The sequence below is a fragment of the Lebetimonas sp. JH292 genome (genome assembly GCF_000523275.1).
In the GTDB taxonomy this organism is placed as follows: Bacteria; Campylobacterota; Campylobacteria; order Campylobacterales; family Nautiliaceae; genus Lebetimonas.
On the sequence record NZ_ATHQ01000001.1, the window covers coordinates 214,668 to 233,736 of the forward strand.

At 30.8% G+C, this 19,069-nt stretch carries 20 protein-coding genes and 2 other RNA genes; 9 read left to right on the forward strand and 13 right to left on the reverse strand.

The genetic code is table 11. The features are described from left to right. From DZ64_RS0101290 to DZ64_RS0101305, 4 genes are read left to right on the forward strand one after another with little or no spacing between them, the layout of a single operon-like run. Positions 1-1,017: a bifunctional 3,4-dihydroxy-2-butanone 4-phosphate synthase/GTP cyclohydrolase II gene (locus tag DZ64_RS0101290; protein WP_024789108.1), complete on the forward strand. Its 1,017-nt coding sequence runs from the start codon at positions 1-3 to the stop codon at positions 1,015-1,017. Beyond that, positions 1,014-1,907 carry a ferrochelatase gene (gene hemH / locus DZ64_RS0101295; RefSeq protein ID WP_024789109.1) on the forward strand — a complete coding sequence of 298 codons (894 nt, stop codon included), beginning with the start codon at positions 1,014-1,016 and terminating at the stop codon, positions 1,905-1,907. The genes DZ64_RS0101290 and hemH overlap by 4 nt, the downstream gene beginning before the upstream one ends. Continuing rightward, on the forward strand, positions 1,882-2,304 hold the full coding sequence (dtd, locus tag DZ64_RS0101300; RefSeq protein ID WP_024789110.1) for a D-aminoacyl-tRNA deacylase: 423 nt from the start codon (positions 1,882-1,884) through the stop codon (positions 2,302-2,304). Before hemH ends, dtd begins: the two co-directional genes overlap by 26 nt. Position 2,305: 1 nt before the next feature. Beyond that, positions 2,306-2,716: a DUF2914 domain-containing protein gene (locus tag DZ64_RS0101305; RefSeq protein ID WP_024789111.1), complete on the forward strand. Its 411-nt coding sequence runs from the start codon at positions 2,306-2,308 to the stop codon at positions 2,714-2,716. Positions 2,717-2,966: 250 nt separating this feature from the next. Here the strand turns inward: DZ64_RS0101305 and dnaK are convergent, their stop codons facing one another. The 6 genes from dnaK to panB all read right to left on the reverse strand — a co-directional run bounded on the left by dnaK (position 2,967) and on the right by panB (position 9,023). Further along, positions 2,967-4,850 (reverse strand): molecular chaperone DnaK, encoded by a 1,884-nt coding sequence (dnaK, locus tag DZ64_RS0101310; protein WP_024789112.1) that lies wholly within the window; start codon positions 4,848-4,850, stop codon positions 2,967-2,969. A 10-nt stretch (positions 4,851-4,860) separates the two neighbouring features. After that, positions 4,861-5,406, reverse strand: coding sequence for a nucleotide exchange factor GrpE (locus DZ64_RS0101315; RefSeq protein ID WP_035003027.1), 546 nt, complete (start codon positions 5,404-5,406; stop codon positions 4,861-4,863). Next, entirely contained in the window at positions 5,393-6,145 is a 753-nt protein-coding gene (locus DZ64_RS0101320) for a hypothetical protein (protein WP_024789114.1), read from the reverse strand. Before DZ64_RS0101320 ends, DZ64_RS0101315 begins: the two co-directional genes overlap by 14 nt. 99 nt (positions 6,146-6,244) lie before the next feature. Further along, entirely contained in the window at positions 6,245-7,246 is a 1,002-nt protein-coding gene (locus DZ64_RS0101325; protein WP_024789115.1) for an AI-2E family transporter, read from the reverse strand. Positions 7,247-7,254: 8 nt separating this feature from the next. Next, complete coding sequence (gene ruvB, locus DZ64_RS0101330) at positions 7,255-8,247, reverse strand: Holliday junction branch migration DNA helicase RuvB (protein ID WP_024789116.1); 993 nt, start codon at positions 8,245-8,247, stop codon at positions 7,255-7,257. After that, positions 8,247-9,023 carry a 3-methyl-2-oxobutanoate hydroxymethyltransferase gene (panB, locus tag DZ64_RS0101335; RefSeq protein WP_024789117.1) on the reverse strand — a complete coding sequence of 259 codons (777 nt, stop codon included), beginning with the start codon at positions 9,021-9,023 and terminating at the stop codon, positions 8,247-8,249. Before panB ends, ruvB begins: the two co-directional genes overlap by 1 nt. Before the next feature lie 49 nt (positions 9,024-9,072). Here panB and trpA point away from each other — a divergent pair, with 49 nt between their 5' ends. The 3 genes from trpA to rnpB all read left to right on the forward strand — a co-directional run bounded on the left by trpA (position 9,073) and on the right by rnpB (position 10,737). Then, entirely contained in the window at positions 9,073-9,798 is a 726-nt protein-coding gene (trpA, locus tag DZ64_RS0101340; RefSeq protein ID WP_024789118.1) for a tryptophan synthase subunit alpha, read from the forward strand. A 210-nt stretch (positions 9,799-10,008) separates the two neighbouring features. Beyond that, positions 10,009-10,383: a transfer-messenger RNA gene (gene ssrA, locus DZ64_RS11720) on the forward strand. Positions 10,384-10,413: 30 nt separating this feature from the next. Beyond that, positions 10,414-10,737: RNase P RNA component class A (gene rnpB, locus DZ64_RS11645), an RNA gene on the forward strand. Here rnpB and DZ64_RS0101350 read toward each other — a convergent pair. Further along, positions 10,731-11,672: a lipopolysaccharide assembly protein LapB gene (locus tag DZ64_RS0101350; RefSeq protein ID WP_024789119.1), complete on the reverse strand. Its 942-nt coding sequence runs from the start codon at positions 11,670-11,672 to the stop codon at positions 10,731-10,733. The genes rnpB and DZ64_RS0101350 overlap by 7 nt on opposite strands. Before the next feature lie 84 nt (positions 11,673-11,756). Here DZ64_RS0101350 and dnaG point away from each other — a divergent pair, with 84 nt between their 5' ends. Next, positions 11,757-13,376: a DNA primase gene (gene dnaG / locus DZ64_RS0101355; protein WP_024789120.1), complete on the forward strand. Its 1,620-nt coding sequence runs from the start codon at positions 11,757-11,759 to the stop codon at positions 13,374-13,376. Beyond that, positions 13,354-14,262 carry an argininosuccinate synthase domain-containing protein gene (locus tag DZ64_RS10405; RefSeq protein WP_236618624.1) on the forward strand — a complete coding sequence of 303 codons (909 nt, stop codon included), beginning with the start codon at positions 13,354-13,356 and terminating at the stop codon, positions 14,260-14,262. Before dnaG ends, DZ64_RS10405 begins: the two co-directional genes overlap by 23 nt. Before the next feature lie 113 nt (positions 14,263-14,375). On the opposite strand, the gene mrdA is transcribed toward DZ64_RS10405, so the two are convergent. The 6 genes from mrdA to DZ64_RS0101395 all read right to left on the reverse strand — a co-directional run bounded on the left by mrdA (position 14,376) and on the right by DZ64_RS0101395 (position 19,000). Further along, positions 14,376-16,151 carry a penicillin-binding protein 2 gene (gene mrdA / locus DZ64_RS0101365; protein ID WP_024789121.1) on the reverse strand — a complete coding sequence of 592 codons (1,776 nt, stop codon included), beginning with the start codon at positions 16,149-16,151 and terminating at the stop codon, positions 14,376-14,378. Between the two features lie 369 nt (positions 16,152-16,520). Then, positions 16,521-16,988 (reverse strand): N-acetyltransferase, encoded by a 468-nt coding sequence (locus DZ64_RS0101375; RefSeq protein ID WP_024789123.1) that lies wholly within the window; start codon positions 16,986-16,988, stop codon positions 16,521-16,523. A 17-nt stretch (positions 16,989-17,005) separates the two neighbouring features. After that, the gene (gene yihA / locus DZ64_RS0101380; RefSeq protein ID WP_024789124.1) at positions 17,006-17,575 is read right to left on the reverse strand and encodes a ribosome biogenesis GTP-binding protein YihA/YsxC; all 570 of its coding nucleotides are present in this window, start codon (positions 17,573-17,575) and stop codon (positions 17,006-17,008) included. Beyond that, positions 17,572-18,021: an LptA/OstA family protein gene (locus tag DZ64_RS0101385; RefSeq protein ID WP_024789125.1), complete on the reverse strand. Its 450-nt coding sequence runs from the start codon at positions 18,019-18,021 to the stop codon at positions 17,572-17,574. Before DZ64_RS0101385 ends, yihA begins: the two co-directional genes overlap by 4 nt. After that, the gene (locus DZ64_RS0101390) at positions 18,018-18,515 is read right to left on the reverse strand and encodes a hypothetical protein (protein WP_024789126.1); all 498 of its coding nucleotides are present in this window, start codon (positions 18,513-18,515) and stop codon (positions 18,018-18,020) included. The genes DZ64_RS0101385 and DZ64_RS0101390 overlap by 4 nt, the downstream gene beginning before the upstream one ends. Further along, positions 18,503-19,000: an HAD family hydrolase gene (locus tag DZ64_RS0101395; protein ID WP_024789127.1), complete on the reverse strand. Its 498-nt coding sequence runs from the start codon at positions 18,998-19,000 to the stop codon at positions 18,503-18,505. Before DZ64_RS0101395 ends, DZ64_RS0101390 begins: the two co-directional genes overlap by 13 nt. Positions 19,001-19,069 lie beyond the last annotated feature (69 nt).

A 19,069-nucleotide genomic window follows, 5' to 3' on the forward strand; every position in this document is an offset into this window, starting at 1 on the left:
ATGGATTCAATTGAAAGAGTAAAAAAAGCAATAGAAGAAATTCAAAAAGGCAATATCATTATAATGATTGATGATGAAGACAGGGAAAATGAAGGGGATTTGGTATATGCTGGAGTATTTTCAACTCCCCAAAAAGTAAATTTTCTGGCAAGCAAGGCCAAAGGTTTAATCTGTGTATCTTTAACAAAAGAAATAGCTGATAATCTTGATTTAACTCCTATGGTTCCGCAAAATAAAGAGAATTTTTCAACAGCCTTTACAATAAGCGTGGATGCAAAAGAAACCAAAACTGGAATCAGTGCATATGAAAGAGATATGACTATAAAAAAATTAAGCTCACCTGTTTCAAAACCGGACGATTTTGTGCGACCGGGGCATATATTCCCGTTAATTGCAAAAGACGGAGGGGCACTAGTCAGAACCGGCCATACAGAAGGAAGTGTGGATATTTGCAAACTTGCTGGAGTCTATCCTGTAGCGGTAATTTGTGAGATAATGAAAGAAGACGGGACAATGGCCAGAAGAGGAGATTTGAAAGAATTTGCAAAACAAAATAATCTCTCTATTGTTTATATATCCGATATTGTAGAATACAGACTTCAGTATGAAAGCCTATTGAGCATTGAAAAAAAAGAAAAAATCAATTTAAAAGGAATTGATTTTGAAAAAATAACTTTTATTGACCATTTAGGCAATAAACACTATGTCTTAGCAAACAATCCTAAAGAAACTACAAATGTAAAATTTTATCCTGTTATGAGCAATGTAGATTTTCTTTTAAATGAACAATTAATAAATGAATATAATAAAGTTTTGGAATATATAAAATATAATTCCGGGGTTATTGTTTTTATAAATTCAAATTCAAAAGACAAAAACAAAGAATTCGGTATTGGGGCTCAAATACTCAAAAACCTTGGAATAAAAAATTTAAATCTGTTTTCACACAAAAAAAGCGAATTTAATTCTTTGAAAGGATTCGGCTTAGAAATAAACAAATATCTGGAAATAAAATGAAAGCGGTAGTTTTGATGAATATGGGAGGGGCAAGAAGTGAAAAAGAACTTAAAGAATTTTTATTTAATATGTTTATGGATAAAAGAATAATAAACTCGCCTTTGAGATATTTTCTTGCGCCCCTTATTTCAAATATAAGATATAAAAAAGTATGGAAAAATTATGAAAAAATCGGCGGCAGCAGAATTTATAAAATTACTGAACAAATATCTAAAAAACTTAAAAACAGCAGTTTTGATGTTTTGTATTCCATGCGATACACAAAACCAAATTTAAAAGATTTAGATTTACAAAAATATGAAGAAATTATCTTTTTACCACTTTATCCACACTACTCTTTTACAACATACCAAAGTAGTGTTGATGAAATAAAAGAGCTTAATTTAAAAATTCCATATAAAATAATAAAACCTTTTTATAAAAATGAAAAATTTAATGAAATAATTAAAGCAAATATTTTAAATTCAATTGATAATCCTAAAAATTGGAATTTAATATTTTCAGCCCACGGACTTCCAAAAAGTATCATAAAAAAAGGTGATTCATACGAAAAAGAAGTAAATGAGCATGTAAATATTTTAAAAAAATTATTACCTGAATTTAAATCTATAAACTTAGCATATCAGTCAAGATTCGGACCGAGTGAATGGCTAAAACCTTATTTACACGAAAAGCTTAAAAAATATAAAAATGAAAATGTTTTAATTTATCCCATTTCATTTATGATAGACAATTCAGAAACAGATTTAGAACTTAAAATTGAGTATAAATACCTTGCAGAAGAAATTGGTATAAAAAATTATAAAGTGGTTGAATGCCCAAATGATAATGAAAACACAATAAATTTTTTAAAGGAATTAATTAATGAAAGCAATAATTCAAAGAGTTAATTATTCTGCCGTTTTTGTTGAAAATAAATTAATTAGTGAAATAAATAAAGGACTAAATGTTTTAATCGGATTTGAATCAACCGATACAGAAGAAAATATTTATAAAATGGCAAAAAAAATTGCAACCTTAAGAATATTTGAAAATTTTTCAAAAAGCATTTTAGATATTGACGGAGAAATACTTTTAATTCCAAACTTTACCATAGCCGGAGTTACCAAAAAAGGGACAAAACCCAATTTTCAATATGCTATGAAAAAAGAATTGGCACAGCAATTTTATGATAAAATGTTAAATGAATTGAATAATTACTGCACCTGTAAAAGCGGTAAATTCGGAGCCGAAATGAATGTAATAATAAATAATGAAGGACCTGTAAGTTTAATATTGGAGATATAAAATGAAAAAAATTGCTTTTATGTTTTTTGCTGTTTTTGCGTTTTCATATAATTTAAAACAGTTTACAACATGCAAGAATGTAAAAAATCTCACACCTGTTGAAATAACCGATGTATTTACCACAAAAGATAAAAAAGTTTTTGCATTTGCAAAATTTACAAATATAGAGGAGAATAGACTGATAGATTTTGTATGGGAAAAAAATGTTAATGACATATGGAAGCTGTATGCCGATATACAACTTCCTATATACAAAGGCCTAAGATGGAGAACATATTCAAACATAAAAATCAGACCTTTTTTTACAGGTAATTGGAGAGTAAGTATTTATGACGGTAACAATATAATTGCCATTAAAGAATTTAAAATTGTTAATGAAGTTAATGAAACAAATTCCGCTCAACAACATTAATCCATAATGTAAAAATTAATGCATTAATTAAATATACGGGGGAAGAGAACAAATTTTTTACTACAAAAAAGCCAAAAGGCAAATAGCTACACAGCCTCCTGATTAAGGGTACTTTTTATTTCATATTATTTAATCAGTTTTAAATTTAAAATTAGGCACTGAGTAAATTATGCTTTTTATATTAAATAATAAAAAATATATACTAATTACAGTGACAGACACTTAATTTTAAAATAAAAAAAGCAGAGGATTATTCAACCTCTGCATCTATTACGTCGTCGTCCCCGCCTTTATTTTGTTGTTGATTCTGTTGTGCTCCACCTTGAGCCTGTCCGCTTGCCGCCATATTCTGAGCCGCTTTTTGCAACTGGGCTTCAAGCTCAGCTTTTAAGCTGTCAATTTTTGCTTTGTCTTCGCTTTGTGCCTGAATAAGTTCTTTTGCTTCTTTGATTTTAGCTTCAAGTGCACTTATGTCACCAAGTTTATCTTTATTGTCTTTTATGAATTTTTCAGCCTGATATGCAACAGCGTCAAGTTCATTTCTTGCTTTTATAGCTTCAATTCTTGCTTTTTCTTTTTTATTTGCTTCTTCAGCTTCTCTAATCATTCTTTGAATTTCTTCTTCATTTAAAGTTGAACTTCCTGTAATTGTAATTTTTTGTTCTTTTCCGCTTGTTTTGTCTTTTGCGCTAACATTCAATACACCGTTTGCGTCTATATCAAATGTAACTTCTATTTGCGGCACACCTCTTGGTGCTGGCGGAATTCCTTCAAGATTGAATTGTCCAAGTGATTTATTGTCTTTTGCAAGTTCTGCCTCACCTTGCAATACATGAATAGTAACCGCTGTCTGGTTATCTTCAGCTGTGCTGAAAATTTGTGATTTTCTAACAGGTATTGTTGTACCTTTTTCAATAATTTTTGTCATTACCCCACCGAGTGTTTCAATACCAAGACTTAACGGTGTAACGTCAAGTAACAATACATCTTTTACTTCGCCTTTAAGAACTCCTCCCTGAATTGCCGCACCAAGTGCAACCACTTCATCAGGGTTTACAGATTTATTAAGTTTTTTACCGTTAAAATATTCGCTTACCAGTTGTTGGACTTTTGGAATTCTTGTACTTCCTCCAACCATTACAATTTCATTGATTTCGTTTTTGCTGAGTCCTGCATCGTTTAACGCAGTATCAATATGTTTTAATGTTTCAGCCAACAAATCGTCAATCATCGCTTCAAATTTTGCTCTTGTCAGTTTTTTAACCAAATGTTTTGGCCCTGTCTGATCTGCTGTAATAAACGGTAAATTTATTTCAGTTTCTTCTTTACTTGATAATTCTTTTTTAGCATTTTCCGCTGCATCTTTTAACCTTTGAAGAGCCATTTTATCATTGCTTAAATCAATTCCGCTCTCTGCTTTAAATTCGCTAATCAACCATTCCATAATTCTTTGGTCAAAATCATCACCACCCAAAAATGCGTTACCGTCTGTTGAAAGTACCTGGAATGTGCCATCGCCGATTTCAAGCACTGTTACGTCAAATGTACCCCCTCCAAGGTCATATACAAGAATTTTTTCTTCACCTTTTTTGTCAAGTCCATAGGCAAGCGCCGCAGCTGTAGGTTCGTTGATAATTCTCAACACATTAAGTCCTGCAATTTTTCCAGCTTCTTGAGTCGCTTTTCTTTGTGAGTCATTAAAGTATGCAGGTACTGTAATTACAGCTTCTGTTACTTCTTCTCCAAAGAATTCTTCTGCGTCTTTTTTAAGTTTCATTAAAATTTTTGCACTAATTTCTTGCGGAGTATATACTTTTCCGTCCACTTCCACCGCACAAGCTCCGTTTTTATCCACAATTTTATATTGAACGTGTTTTTTAGCTTCCTGGGCTTTTGGCTCATTACACATCATACCCATAATTCTTTTTACTGAATAAATGGTTCTTTCCGGATTTGTAATTGCCTGTCTTTTGGCAGGTTCACCCACCAACACTTCGCCTTTGTCTGTAAAAGCCACTACTGATGGGGTTGTGTTTCTACCTTCTTTATTTGGTATAATTTTTGCATCTTTTCCGTCATAGTATGCCATTGCTGAGTTTGTTGTACCTAAATCTATTCCTATTACTTTTGCCATTTTTCCCTCCTTAAGATTTTTTATTTATTGTAACCATTGATGGTCTTATAAGTCTGTCTTTTAATTTATAACCTTTTTGATAAATATCCACTATTGCACCGTCTTCATGCTCTTCACTTTGAACATGCTGAATCGCCTGATGAATTTCAGGATTAAATTCATCATGCTCAACAGGCTCTATTCCGTGGTTTTTAAATGTATCAAGCATTTTTTTAAGTGTTAGCTCCACGCCTTCGACAAGTTTATCGAAAGCTTCTTCTTTATTTTCTATATCACCGGCATGAACAATTGCAAGCTCGAGCGAATCAACTACCGGCAGTAAATCTTTTGCAAATTTTTCATATGCATATTCTATCAGTGCATCTGTTTCTTTTTTAATGATTTTTTTATCGTTTTCACATTTTGCATAAGCCCTGAGTGCTTCATCGAGCTTTTGCTTTAATTCTTCATTTTCTTTTCTCAAAGCTTCCACATCAATTTGCTGCTTTTCATTTTGTTCTTGGTTTTTTTGATTATTTTTTTCATTTTCCATTTTTAACTTTTCATTTTTGTTCATCAGCCCCTCCTTCACTGAACAGGTTCAAAAAATTTGAATATATATCGCCTATCAATATATATTCATACCATTTGTCTTCAACTTTTTTCAAATCTTTATATATAAGTATGCTGTTCATAAAATTTAAACCTTTTCGAATTTTTTCAAATTCGAAATTTATAAAAGGTTTAATATCAATTATTTGAGAAAATTCAAATAATCTTTTTTGATTATAACATAAATATTCATATACAGAATCAATTTTTTTAATTAATTCAGTTAAATTTAAATGATACAAATATGATTCAATCTGAGTGATATATACACCCTCAAGTGATTTTAAAAAATTAAAGATATTTTCATCATATTTAAATATCAGTTCGTTTTTTTCAAATTCAAGAATTATAAATTTATGATATTTATAAACCTTTTTTAGCAACTCATTTTCAAAGATCTTAGCCGTAAAATAAAGATTATTAAACTCTATTTTTTCTTCCAGCTTGTTAAAATCCGGATCAAATTCCTCAAAATATTCTCTCCAAAAAGCTTTTAAGGCTTTTTGGGAAGGTTTGGAACCGCTTGCCAAATGCTCTTTTTCTATCAATCCTGATTCTTTTAATTTCTGCAAATAGCTTCTTATACTAGAAGCTGAAAAAGGCAAATTTGCTTTTTCTTTCAGTTTAGTTGAGCTTATTGGAGATTCCTCTTTTAAATAATTTTTTATTAACTCCTCTAAAACTAACTCAACCTTATTTTTCATTTTGTCACTCTTTATGTTTAATTGACAGTATTATTATACAAAATAAATTTTATATTGTCAAGTTTTTTATATAAAATATTTAGGAAAATTTAGTCTATTTTACTCAATTTTCTCATAAAATCTAATTATTGACAAAAACATCGCGGTTACGGCAGGTCCTATTATGATGCCCCAAAGCCCGAAAGATGAAAGCCCGGCAAGAATAGAAAAGAATATAAGGAGTGAATTTACTTCAAATTCCCCTTTAAACAATTTTTTTACATTATCTATAATTATCGGTTTTATAAATGTATCCGCTATAACGGAAATCATAGCCACAGAATATATTGCAACTATTAACGCTCCCTCACTGTTTCCCTGAGCATATAAATATAAACTTACAGGCCCCCACATCAAAATACCGCCTACAACAGGAATAAGTGATGCAAAAGCATACATAACTGTAAAAAATATAAAGTTAAGCCCGTATATACTTACAATAAATCCGAACAATACACCCTCTAATAATGCCGTTAAAACAGTGGAATAAAAAACTATACTCATAACTTCGCTTGTTCCGAAAAATATTTTTTCAAGCTTTTCATTTTCAAGAGGTATTATCTTTTGTAAAAACAAAAGTGTTTCTTTTCCGTATAAAACGGCAAAAAAGAAAAATATAACTATCAAAAACGCATCTTTTAAAAACACGGCGCTTTTTGCTGTAATTGTTCCTACAAAAGGCATAATGGTATTATAAATTTGAGTAATATGCTCCGGATTAATATAAGTTTTTACTTCATCTTGCATAAATGATGGAAGATAATGAATAAGATTCTGAGCTTTAGTCAAAATATCTTTTATTTCATTTATATCTATTTGGGTTATAACACTTCCCGCTTTGAAAATAAAATATAAAATAGGCCCGAAAATCAAAAAAGCAAAAATAAATGTAACTATTGTACTTACTAAATATTTATTTTTAATTTTTAATGAAATAAAATATATAACTTTTCCAAAAGCCACAGCCATAAGAGAAGCTATTGCAATATCAAGTAAATACGGTTTATATGTGAGATATACAAAATAACCTATAATTAATGTAAGAATTCCCAAAATTTTCATTTTTCCCCCTAAAATAGACTGCAAGGCGTAAAATTTAAAATTTCATATGTTTTTCTTGTTGCAATTCTGCCTTTTGGCGTTTTTTCTATAAATCCGTTTGCAATTAAAAAAGGTTCAATTACCTCTTCTATTGTATCCGCATCTTCACTTAAAGCCGCAGAGATAGTTGAAAGTCCCAGAGGTTTTTTAGCCTCGGCCAGCAAACTTAAAAATCTGATATCAAGTTCGTCAAATCCGTATTCGTTAATTCCCAAAGCGTCAAGTGCAAAATCGGCAATATTTTTATCTATTGTTTTTTTATTTTCCACTTCGGCAAAATCTCTTACCCTTTTAAGCAGCCTTAAGGCAATTCTCGGGGTTCCCCGCGAACGTTTGGCTATTTCAACTGCGGCATCGTTATTTATACCGATATTCAGTTTTTTACTTGCAAGTTTAACAATAAGGCTTAATTCTTCAACATTGTAAAAATTAAGTCTGAAGCTCATTCCAAACCTGTCCCTTAAAGGATTACTCAGCATTCCGGCTCTTGTAGTGGCCCCGATAAGAGTAAATTTTGCGACATCAATTTTAATGCTTTGAGCCGCAGGTCCGCTTCCTATTACAATATCAAGCCTGAAATCTTCCATGGCTGAATATAAAACTTCTTCGATTGTAGATTTTAATCTGTGAATTTCATCTATAAACAGAATGTCACCGTCTTCAAGATTAGTTAAAATTGCCGCCAAATCTCCACTTTTTTCAAGCATTGGAGCGGCTATTGTTTTAATACTCGAATTCATTTCGTTTGCAATAATATTGGCCAAAGTTGTTTTACCAAGTCCGGGAGGGCCGAAAAAAAGAATATGATCAACCGTTTCGCTTCTTTTTTTAGCCGCTTCAATAAAAACTTTTAAATTTTTTTTAATCTGTTCCTGACCTATATATTCATCAAAATTTTTAGGTCTTAATGATTTTTCGTATGTTTCTTCAAAACTTACTTTTTCTATTTCGACTATTCTCATTAATAAATCTCTTCAACGCCCGGAAATCTGGAATTTTTAACATCATCTACATATTTTTTGACAGCAACTCTAACCATCTCAGCCCCGTTTAAATAACGTCTTACAAATTTAGGTTTAAAGCTTTCAAAAAATCCAAGCATATCAGACCAGACTAAAACCTGGCCGGTCGTATATCTCCCTGCGCCTATTCCAATTGTAGGAATTTTTATTATCTCAGTTATTTCTTTTGCGACTTCTTCTTTTACTCCTTCGATTACAAGCATAACCGCACCAGCCTCTTCTATTGCTTTGGCATCTTCAAGCAGCTTTTGGCGGGAAATTTCGTCTTTTCCCTTTACTTTATACCCACCTTCACTTCTGCTAAACTGAGGCATTAAACCTATATGCCCCACCACAGCTATGGCGTTATTTGTCAATAATTTAACGGTATCCGCTTTTTCAGCTCCACCTTCAAGTTTAACGGCATCCGCTTTTGTCTCTTTATAAACCCTTATTGCGTTTTCAAGCGCTTTATTGGGTGTAGAATAACTTCCAAATGGCATATCGCATACAATAAAAGCTTTTTTTGCCCCGTTGCACACGGCTTTGGTATGATATATCATCTGCTCCATTGTAGCTGTCAATGTATCGTTTTCTCCCATAAAAGACATATTTAAACTGTCTCCCACCAAAATAATATCTGCAATATCATCAAAAATTTTTGCAAAAAGAGCATCATAAGCGGTAATCATAGTAAGTTTTTCTTTTTTTTGTAATTTTGAAATAGTATTTTTCATTACCTGCCTTTTGATATAATTTCATATAATTATATCACAAAGGAAAAGAATGAAAAAACTCATAGCATATATAACCTGCGCTTATCCGGATAAAAATTTCACCATTGATTTAATAAACTCTTTAAAAGAAAACGGGGTGAATGGAATTGAACTCGGCATTCCCTTTTCAGACCCCGTAGCTGACGGTCCAATAATTCAGGAAGCTGATAAAAGGGCATTGGAAAACGGTTTTAAAATGGACGATTTGTTTGAAGTAGGTGAAAAAACAGGAAATAAAATAGATACCTATTGGATGGGATATTTTAATAATTTTTATCATAAAGGTTATGATTTTATGGTAAAAAAAGCAAAAGAGGCAAATATCAAAGGTTTTATCATTCCGGACCTGCCGTTCGAAGAAGCACAATATTATGAGAGTAAATTCCCTTTAATTTCCTTTGTGGCACCAACCGATTCTAAAGAAAGAATCAAAAAAATTCTTAAAAACCCAAAAGAATTTATATATCTCGTGGCATATGCCGGAATTACAGGTGCCGCAAAACAGGAAGATTTAAAAGAAATTATTGAATACATAAAAAACATCACTTCAACCCCTTTATTTATAGGGTTCGGTGTTAATGAAAAAACAGCCAAAGAAAAAGCAAAAGGCGTTGACGGGGTAATTGTAGGAAGCGCTTTTATAAAAATTCTTTTAGACGATTCGCTTAAAAACAGTGAAAAAATAAAAAACATTTCAAAAACGGCAAAAAATATAAAAGAAATAATTAATTCCTGAGCGTTTGTCTTACTTTTTAGTTATAATACTTTTATTAAATTAAAACTTAAACTTTTCTTAAAAAGGACTTGATTTTTTAAGGAAAAATTGATATAATTTTACTGTCAGCCGCAGTAAATGTAAGTTGAAAATGAAAAATTAAAGTGCAAAATGAAATGTTTTATAATATATTTTTAACTTTACACTTTTAACTTATAACTTATTTTTACTGGGGCTGACACGGATTTCGACGTGGGTAGAAAGCCCTAAGCTGCACGCGTGCCTGAGTAAGCACTAAAACGGCTCATTAAAAATAAACGCAGTAAATAACACAAATTATAGCCCAGCAGTAGCAAGAGCTGCTGCCTAATCATTAATTCGGGCGCCTTCGTCCAGTGAGGTTTGCCACAGCCTCGGACGAAGAGTAAAGTGTGGATAGAAATAAAAGCTTCGGATGCGGCCTTTATTTCGAAACTTTAGCATCCCTCTTTCCAAAAAGGCTTTGTTTGTTGGGCCTTGGAAAGAAGTAAAACCAATAAACTAAGCGTGTAGACGCTTGGGGTACTCTACTGGCGGACTGGGGTTCGATTCCCCACAGCTCCACCAAAAGTTCAAGTTCTTGGATTTTTGATGGAGCTGGCATACCGGGAGGCTGCCCAAAAGGAGGAAAGTCCGGGCTGCGGCAAGGCAGGAGTCAGCCTAACAGGCTGCCGCCGAAAGGCGAGGGAAAGTGCCACAGAAATCAAACCGCCGATGGGGTTAAACCCACAGGCAAGGGTGAAAAGGTGAGGTAAGAGCTCACCGGGAATGTAGCAATACATTCCGCCGGTAAACCCACTCCGCAGCAAGAAGGGATGGTAAAGCCTTGCATATTTACCCTTCGCTCAAGCGGCACTGCAAAGTGTGCGCAAAGATAAATAGCCTCCAAAACAGAACCCGGCTTACAGGTATGCCTAAAGCTCTATATTTTTAAGATTTCTTTGTTCGGTTAAATTAAATATAACCTCTTCACTGAAAAGTTCATTACAATTGGGGCATCTTTTGGAATAAAGAGGGAAAGTTTTTTTACAGTTTTTACAAACATACTCAAATTCCAAAGTGGCAAAATCTTTTGGAAGATAATTTAAAACTTTAATTTCAAAAGGTGTAAATTCAGTAATTTTCCATTTACCGTTTTCTTTAAATCTTTTTGGTATATCACTCCTGTAAAAAATTAAATCAAGAAAATTATAAATATCTTTATCATCAATTAATTCATAGGCTTTTTCAGGATTTTTTTGTAATAAATATGAGATATATTCCCTTTTAATAAAAGGATATTTTTTATAAACATCATCTATACTTTTAAATTCTTTGCAAAATTCTTTACAACTTTCAAGTTTAAGATAATTCAAAATGGCGTTTGCTTTTTCTTTTTCCAGATTGACACCAAGTTCTTCAAATATTTCTATAATATCTATCATTTCTTTATAATTGCCAAGTTTTTCGTCTATTATTAAAAGAGTTTTAAGCGTTTCTTTATCTCTTGGCCTGATTTGAAGAATCTGATATGCAACGGTTTTTGCTTTTTCCAAAAAACCGGCTTTTACATAAAGAGCTGTTATTTCTTTTAATATTTCAACACTTTTTACATTTTTATTTATCCATAGATAAATTTTTAACGCTTTTTCATAATCCCCCTCTTTTTTATAAGCACGGGCAAGCAAAACAAGCGCTTCAACAGAAGAAGAATCAAGCTTAACATTTTCAATTTCCAAATATTCAAAATCTTTTAAAAAATTATGAAGTTTTTGTTCTTTTAAATATTCCCTAAACCTTCCAATAGCTATAGTTATTAGAGAGCTTAAAAGTATAATTATTATAAATAAAATAATCTGAAACAGAGGGTCACGCATATTTAATCCTTAAATGAATGAAAAATTAAAAATGTAAAGTTAAAAATTATTTTCAATTATACATTATTTTATTATAATTCCATTATGATAAAAAACGAATCGATAGAAAATTTAAAAAGTATCATAGATATTGTAGATGTTATAGGAAATTATATCCAATTAAAAAAAGAAGGAAGCAACTATAAAGCCCTTTGTCCTTTTCATTCGGAAAAAACCCCTTCATTCGTAGTAAGTCCTGCAAAACAGATATACCACTGTTTCGGATGCGGTGCAAGCGGCGATGCCATAAAATTCGTAATGGATATGGAAAAACTTTCTTATCCAGAGGCTATAGAAAAACTTGCAAGTATGTACAATTTTAAACTTGATTACACATCATCAAAATCGTTTATAAAAATTGACATTTTAGAATCAGTTAATAATTATTACATTTCAAATTTATATAAAAACAAAACAGCTCTTGAATATCTAAAAGAAAGAGGCTTAAAAGATTCAACCATAGAAAAATTTTCCCTCGGATTCGCACCCGATTCAACAACACAGATAAAATATTTTAAAAACGCCAAATTAGATTTTAAGGCTTTAAATGAACTTGGCGTTCTTGTAAACAACGAGTATCCGCGTCTGATTGAGAGAATAACATTTCCCATTTTTTCCTCAAGCAATAAAATAATAGCTTTCGGGGGAAGAACCATAACAAATCATCCCGCAAAATATATAAACTTTACAAACACAAAAATTTTTAACAAATCAAAAACACTTTACGGGCTTAATTTTGCAAGGGAACATATTTTAAGAAAAAAAGAAATAATAATAGTGGAAGGGTATATGGATGTGATAATGCTGCATCAGGCGGGATATGAAAATGCAGTTGCAACGCTTGGAACGGCACTTACCTTGGAACATCTTCCGATTTTAAAAAAATTAAATGTAAAAACAAATATTTTATATGACAGCGACAGTGCAGGAATTAATGCTGCTTTGAAAGCGGCCAAAATGCTTTATAGAGAATTTTTCGAGGGAAAGGTTATTTTGCTTGAAGGGGGCAAAGATCCTGCCGATATTGTTAAAAACGGCGAAAATTTGGAAAATTATATAAATAAAAGTATAAATTTTAAAGATTTTATAATCGAAAAAACTATACAAAAATATGATATAAAAAATGCCGTTCAAAAACAAAAATGTCTTAATGAATTAAAAGAATATATAATAAAATTACCGGAAATTTTAAAAGAAGATTTTATCTTAACTACATCCCAGCTGTTACAAATAAACCAGAGACTTTTTTATACAAAAACAAACAAAACATTTGAAAATCAAAATAAAAAACTGGATATAGCAGAAGCCAGCATTATAAAAACACTCTATGAAAACCCCGGTATAATGGACGAAATTGTTGAATATTTAAGCATAGATGTTTTTAAAACCCACAAAAATGAATTGCAGCTTGTATATGCCGAAGATTTCAAAAATCCAGATTTGCTCGATATAGTTTTAAGAGATGAAGTTAAAATTCTTTCTTTCGAAGCGTTAAAAAACCAAATCAGAAAACTTTTAATTCCTTATTATCAGGAAAAAGTTCTAAAAATAAAATCAGATAAAAATTTAACCCCAAATGAAAAAATGCATAAATTAAAAATTTTTAATTTAAAACTTCAGCAACTTAAGAAAGGAGAGCTTGTTGAAAGCGATAGCACTCTTTAGCGGAGGGCTTGATTCAGCCCTTGCTATAAAACTTATTCAAGAACAAAACATTACGGTAGAAGCACTTTATATTGATATAGGATTTGAAACAAACAAAGAAAAAATTGAATTTTTAAAAAGAGCTTCTGAAAAATTAAATGTAAAATTACATATTGCGGATATAAAAGATGAATATATCAAAAATATACTTTTTTCCCCTAAATACGGATATGGCAAAAATCTTAACCCATGTATCGACTGTCATGCGAATATGATTAAAGTTGCTAAAAATATTATGGAAAAAATAGATGCAAAATTTATAATAAATGGTGAAGTGGTTGGGCAAAGGCCTATGAGCCAGAGACTTCCTGCAATGAACGCAGTTACAAACCTTTCAGGTGCAAAAGGGCTTATTTTAAGACCGCTCAGTGCAAAATTACTGCCTCCTACCATTGCTGAAATAAAAGGATGGGTTGAGAGAGAAAAACTTTTGGGTATAAGTGGCAGGGAAAGGAGAATGCAGCTTGAACTTGCTAAAAAATACAATATCGAGGATTTTATAGAATCTCCTGCCGGCGGATGCCTGCTTACCGATGCAAATTTTTCAAAAAGAGTTATTGACTTAAAAAACAGTCTTGGATTTAGCTCAAAAGAAATCGATATTTTAAAAGTGGGAAGACATTTTAACATAAACGGATATAAAATAATTATATCAAGAAACAAAGACGAAAATCCTGTACTTAAAAACTACAAAGGAGACTTATTCGAAATTATGACATGCAATGATTTCCCTGGCCCTGTCGGTCTTATTCAAAAAGATACACCCAAAGATATAAAACAGCTTGCAGGTAATATGATGGTAAGTTACACAAAAAAAGAAAAAGGAGAAATTATAATAGGGAAATGAAATATTTTCAGGTGAAAAAAAGGATAAAAAAGAGTTTGCAAAATATCTTCTTTAATTTTTATTAATTTATCATTTTTCATTTTCACTACTCACTACTCACCACTCACCACTCACTATTTTATATATCCTTTTTTATAAAGCCAGGTATAAATTTTACTTACAATATCTCCCGCAGCTGAACCTCCGTGCCCCCCGTGTTCTATTAAAACGGTTACCACAAGCTGAGGCTTTCTGTAAGGTCCGTAAGTGCTAAGCCAAGCATGGGAACGTTTAAAATAGGCAAGCTCGTCCTCTCTTTTTCTTTTTTTAACTGCCTGGGGGATTGAATAAACCTGTGCCGTACCTGTTTTCCCAGCTATTGGAAACGGGGTATGAATATGTCTTGTGGCTGTTCCCCCCGGGGAATTACAAACTTCCCACATTCCTTTTCTTATTATCCATAAACTTCTTTTTTCTTTTTTACTTAAAACATCTTTTAAAACCGGCTTTTTAATATTATTGTCTATTTTTTCAACCAAAAAAGGTTTTGGCAATTTTCCACTTGCAATCAAAGCGGTATTTACAGCAACTTGCAAAGGAGTGGCCAAAAAATATCCCTGCCCTATAACAGCATTTAATGTTTCCCCTATAAACCACGGTTGGTGATATTTATTTACCTTCCATTTTTTATCTGGAACAATGCCTGTTTTTTCATTAGGCAAATCTATTCCCGTTTTTTTGCCAAATCCCATTTTTTTAAGATTTTTGGACAAATAATTAATTCCTATTTTTAAACCGAGCTGATAATAATATGTATCAACACTTCTTTTTATCGCTTTTATCAAATCGGTTTTTCCATGACCTGAGGGCTTCCAGTCTCTGAATTTTCTCCCCCCTATTTCAATATACCCGGGACATTCTATTTTTTTCCACGGATTCCATTTCCCGCTTGCGGCAGCAATTAACCCTTCAGCGGGTTTGACAGTGGATCCCGGAGGATAAAGACCGCTGACAGGTTTATTTAAAAGGGGATTATATATGTCAAATAAAAGTTTATTCCACTTATCTACGCTTATTCCTTTTACAAAAAGATTATCATCATACGAAGGATATGAAACAAGTGCCAAAATTTCTCCGTTTGTTTTCATTACCACAACCGCACCGCGTTTATTTTCTTTTTTTAATAAATTATAAATAAATGTTTGCAGATTTGTATCTATACTTAAAGTAATATTATGAGTAATAGGTTTTTTGACATTAAGTGTTTTTAATATTATGTTTCTTGCATTAACTATAACTTTTTTTTCTCCCGCCTCTCCTTGCAAAATATTGTCATAATATTTTTCCACTCCTCTTTTACCGCTGATTTGGGTAAGTGATATCACACTGTTATTTTTTAAATCGTTAATATTTGCACGGGAAACATATCCCAAAACATTAGCCAAAACTTCCTTATACGGATATTCCCTTAAGTAACTTGGCAAAATATAAAAATCCTCGTCTATTGACAAAAAAGGCTCTATTTTATAAATAGTGTTTTCATCCATATATTGAAGAATAGTTACAGGTTTATGATTATATAAAGAATCATACATTTTATATGTTTTAATAAGCTTTGTTTCATTAATATCCGGAACAAGCTGTTTTAAAAAATCAATTTTTTCTTTTAGTATATTTTTTTTTAAATGCGGTTTTAAAGCAATATCGAATCTTAATTTATTAAAGGCAACCGGCTTATTGAATCTGTCAAAAATAATTCCCCTTATAGGCGGCAGCAATACAGTTTTTTCTTTGTTTTCTCTTGCAAGTTTATTATATTTGCAATAAGAAAGAATGCTTAAATCATAAATCCTGTATATAAGAATTAAAAAAAACAGAAAAATAAATGTTATAACGATTTTGCTTCGCACTTAAAAACCTTGATTAATAAAATATCAAATGAATAATTGAACAGCATATACATTAACAAAACATATATATTTACAGACTGAACAAAATAGATAAATAAAAAAATATAAACAATTAAGACGAACACAACATCCTGATATTCAGGATTAATATAATCCATAATTTTATTTACCAAAAAAAACTTCAAAAAAAGATAAATAAACAGTAAATAAAAAATATTTACATTATGAATAATTGAAAAAAAACCTATATAAACTACTCCTAAAATCCATTCGTCACAAAATAAAAAAAATCCTATCAATATAGGAAAAAAAGGCAAAAGAGCACTAAAAGAATTTATAAAAAATATTAAAATTGTTTCTCTAATTGTTTTAAAAGTGCTTTTCGTTGCAATTCGGAAAAAATTTGCATTTTATACAATCCGCCCATATTTTTTTATCCGGTATAGATTCTTTCGGTATTTCAACAAAACCGAGTTTTTCAAAAAATTCTTTTTTGTAAGTGAGGACCAAAACTTCTTTTAATCCTAAGCTTTTAGCTTCTTTTAATAAAGTGTTTACTATTTCTTTACCGATTCCTTTTCCCTGATAATTCTTTTTTACCCCAAGTGAGCGAATTTCCCCCAAAAAAGGGGAAAAAATATGAAGTGCGCCTACACCTACGGGTTTTTTCCCATCGTAAGCGACAACATAAGAGCGGATATTTGTAGCAACTTCGTCATCATCTCTTTTTAAGATTATACCCTCGTTTACATATTCTTTTACGACTTCCTGAATATCTTTTATATTTTTTAACTTCGGTTTTATTAATTTAACATCTTTTAATTTTTCATTTTTCATTTTTCATTTTTAATTTTTTAACTTTTCCATAAAATCTGATTAATTTTTTCTTTTACTTTGTCAAACCCTCTTTTTTTTATATTGGACACCAAAAGAGCATTTGGATAATCTTTTTTAAGTTTTGAAATTTCACTTTGTTTTAGTTTGTCTATTTTTGTAAAAACAGTAATTATCTGCTGGTCTGGTCTTATAAATGAGTTTAAATAATTATCTACATTTTCATCTATTTCAAGATTCGGATGTCTTGCGTCCCTTAAATGGATAAAAAGTTTTATATTAAATCTATTTTTTAAAAATTGATCCAAATTTTTACCCCACTCTTTTTTTAGCGATTTGGAAACTTTTGCATAACCGAATCCGGGTAAATCAATTAAAATAAATTTTTTATCTTCATCTTCAATTTCAAAAAAATTAATAAGCTGAGTTTTTCCGGGTGTTGAAGATATTTTTGCTATTTTTTGGTTTAAAAAAGCATTTAAAAAACTGCTTTTGCCCACATTGCTCCTCCCAAGAAGCGCTATTTCAAGCATACTCGGCTCAATTGCCTCTTTTATACTCGGAGCCGATTTTAAAAATTTCACTTTCATTTTTTAACCTTTATAATAATCACCGCAGGTTTGTTTACACCTTTTACAACCGCTTTTTTTGAAAATTTATTTAATTTTATATATCCGCCTTTTACGCTTTCATTTGTCTGAAGTTTCTTTACAAAAGCATTACCTTTTAAAATAATATCCCCGGAATTTACTTTATAATCCAAATAATCGCTATAACCTTTATAAGTGGTATTTTTATCCAGATTCAAAATAAATTTAACTTTCCCCAAAGCAACTAATTCTTTTAAAGATTTGTCTTTATTTAAATAAACCTTTATTTCATCGGCCAAAATATTGTCAATACCTGTTGTGGCGTTTACATCCCCTTTAAAATCCGAATAAAATTTATCAGGATAATAATTAAATGTTTTGCTTACAATTTTCAAATCATCCGCATGTAAAAAAACCAGCATTAAAAAAATTATTAATTTTTTCATTTTTCAACCTTTATATAATATATTATATTTTTAGCATAAATATTTTTATTTCTGTCTATTTTAAAATATTTTCCTTTTCCTTTTGCTTTATCGGACGTGAAATTAAAATCATTTCCCTTTAATATTTTTTTTGTTTCATAATAAATTACATTTTTGGAATGCAGGATATAATCACTGTTTTTATAAGTCGCATTTTTAGCTTTAATAACATTATTGTTTTTTAAAGCCCATTTTGCAAAATATTTTTCTTGTTTTACTATATCATTGGCATAAAGATTATTGAATTCATAATAATTTTTAAAAATATTCAATTTTTTAAAAGTTCCGTTGATTTCCACAACAAAATTATATTTTTTAAATGTTCCGTTAACAACCTCGATTAAAGGCAATATATTATTGTTTTTATGTTTAACACTTTTATATGTTTTCGTAGACATAAAAACAGGAAACAACATTATAAATAATATAAGAAAAAAAAATATTATTTTTGCCATAATTTTAAAAATTTATTATATAAATTTTCTTCTTTTAACAAAATTTCAATCATTTCAGCAACGGCTCCTTCTCCGCCTTTTTTATTTAAAGGATAATTTACATATTCATAAATAAAAGATGAAGCGTCATAAGGAGCAAATGTTCTTTTTACAAGCTTTAACATAGAAAAATCATTCATATCATCTCCTATAACAGCAACCTCATCCAATGTTATTCCAAAATGATTTGTTATTCTTTTAAGCTCACTCGCTTTATCCCTTATTCCCTGCCTTACGGTTGTAATATCAAGCTCTTTTGCCCTTCTTTCAACAATTTTAGAAACCCTGCCGGTGATAATCGCACTTTTTTTACCCAAAGCGTTCCACGATTTTATCATCAACCCGTCTTTGGTATTAAATGACTTTATTTCATCCCCGCTTTCACTGTAATATATTTTCCCGTCCGTCAAAGTCCCGTCAACATCAAACACTATCAATTCAGTCATATATTTACCTTTAATTTTTCACTTGGAACTTAGCCTCTTGGCAACTCACAATTCGCCACTCACCCACTC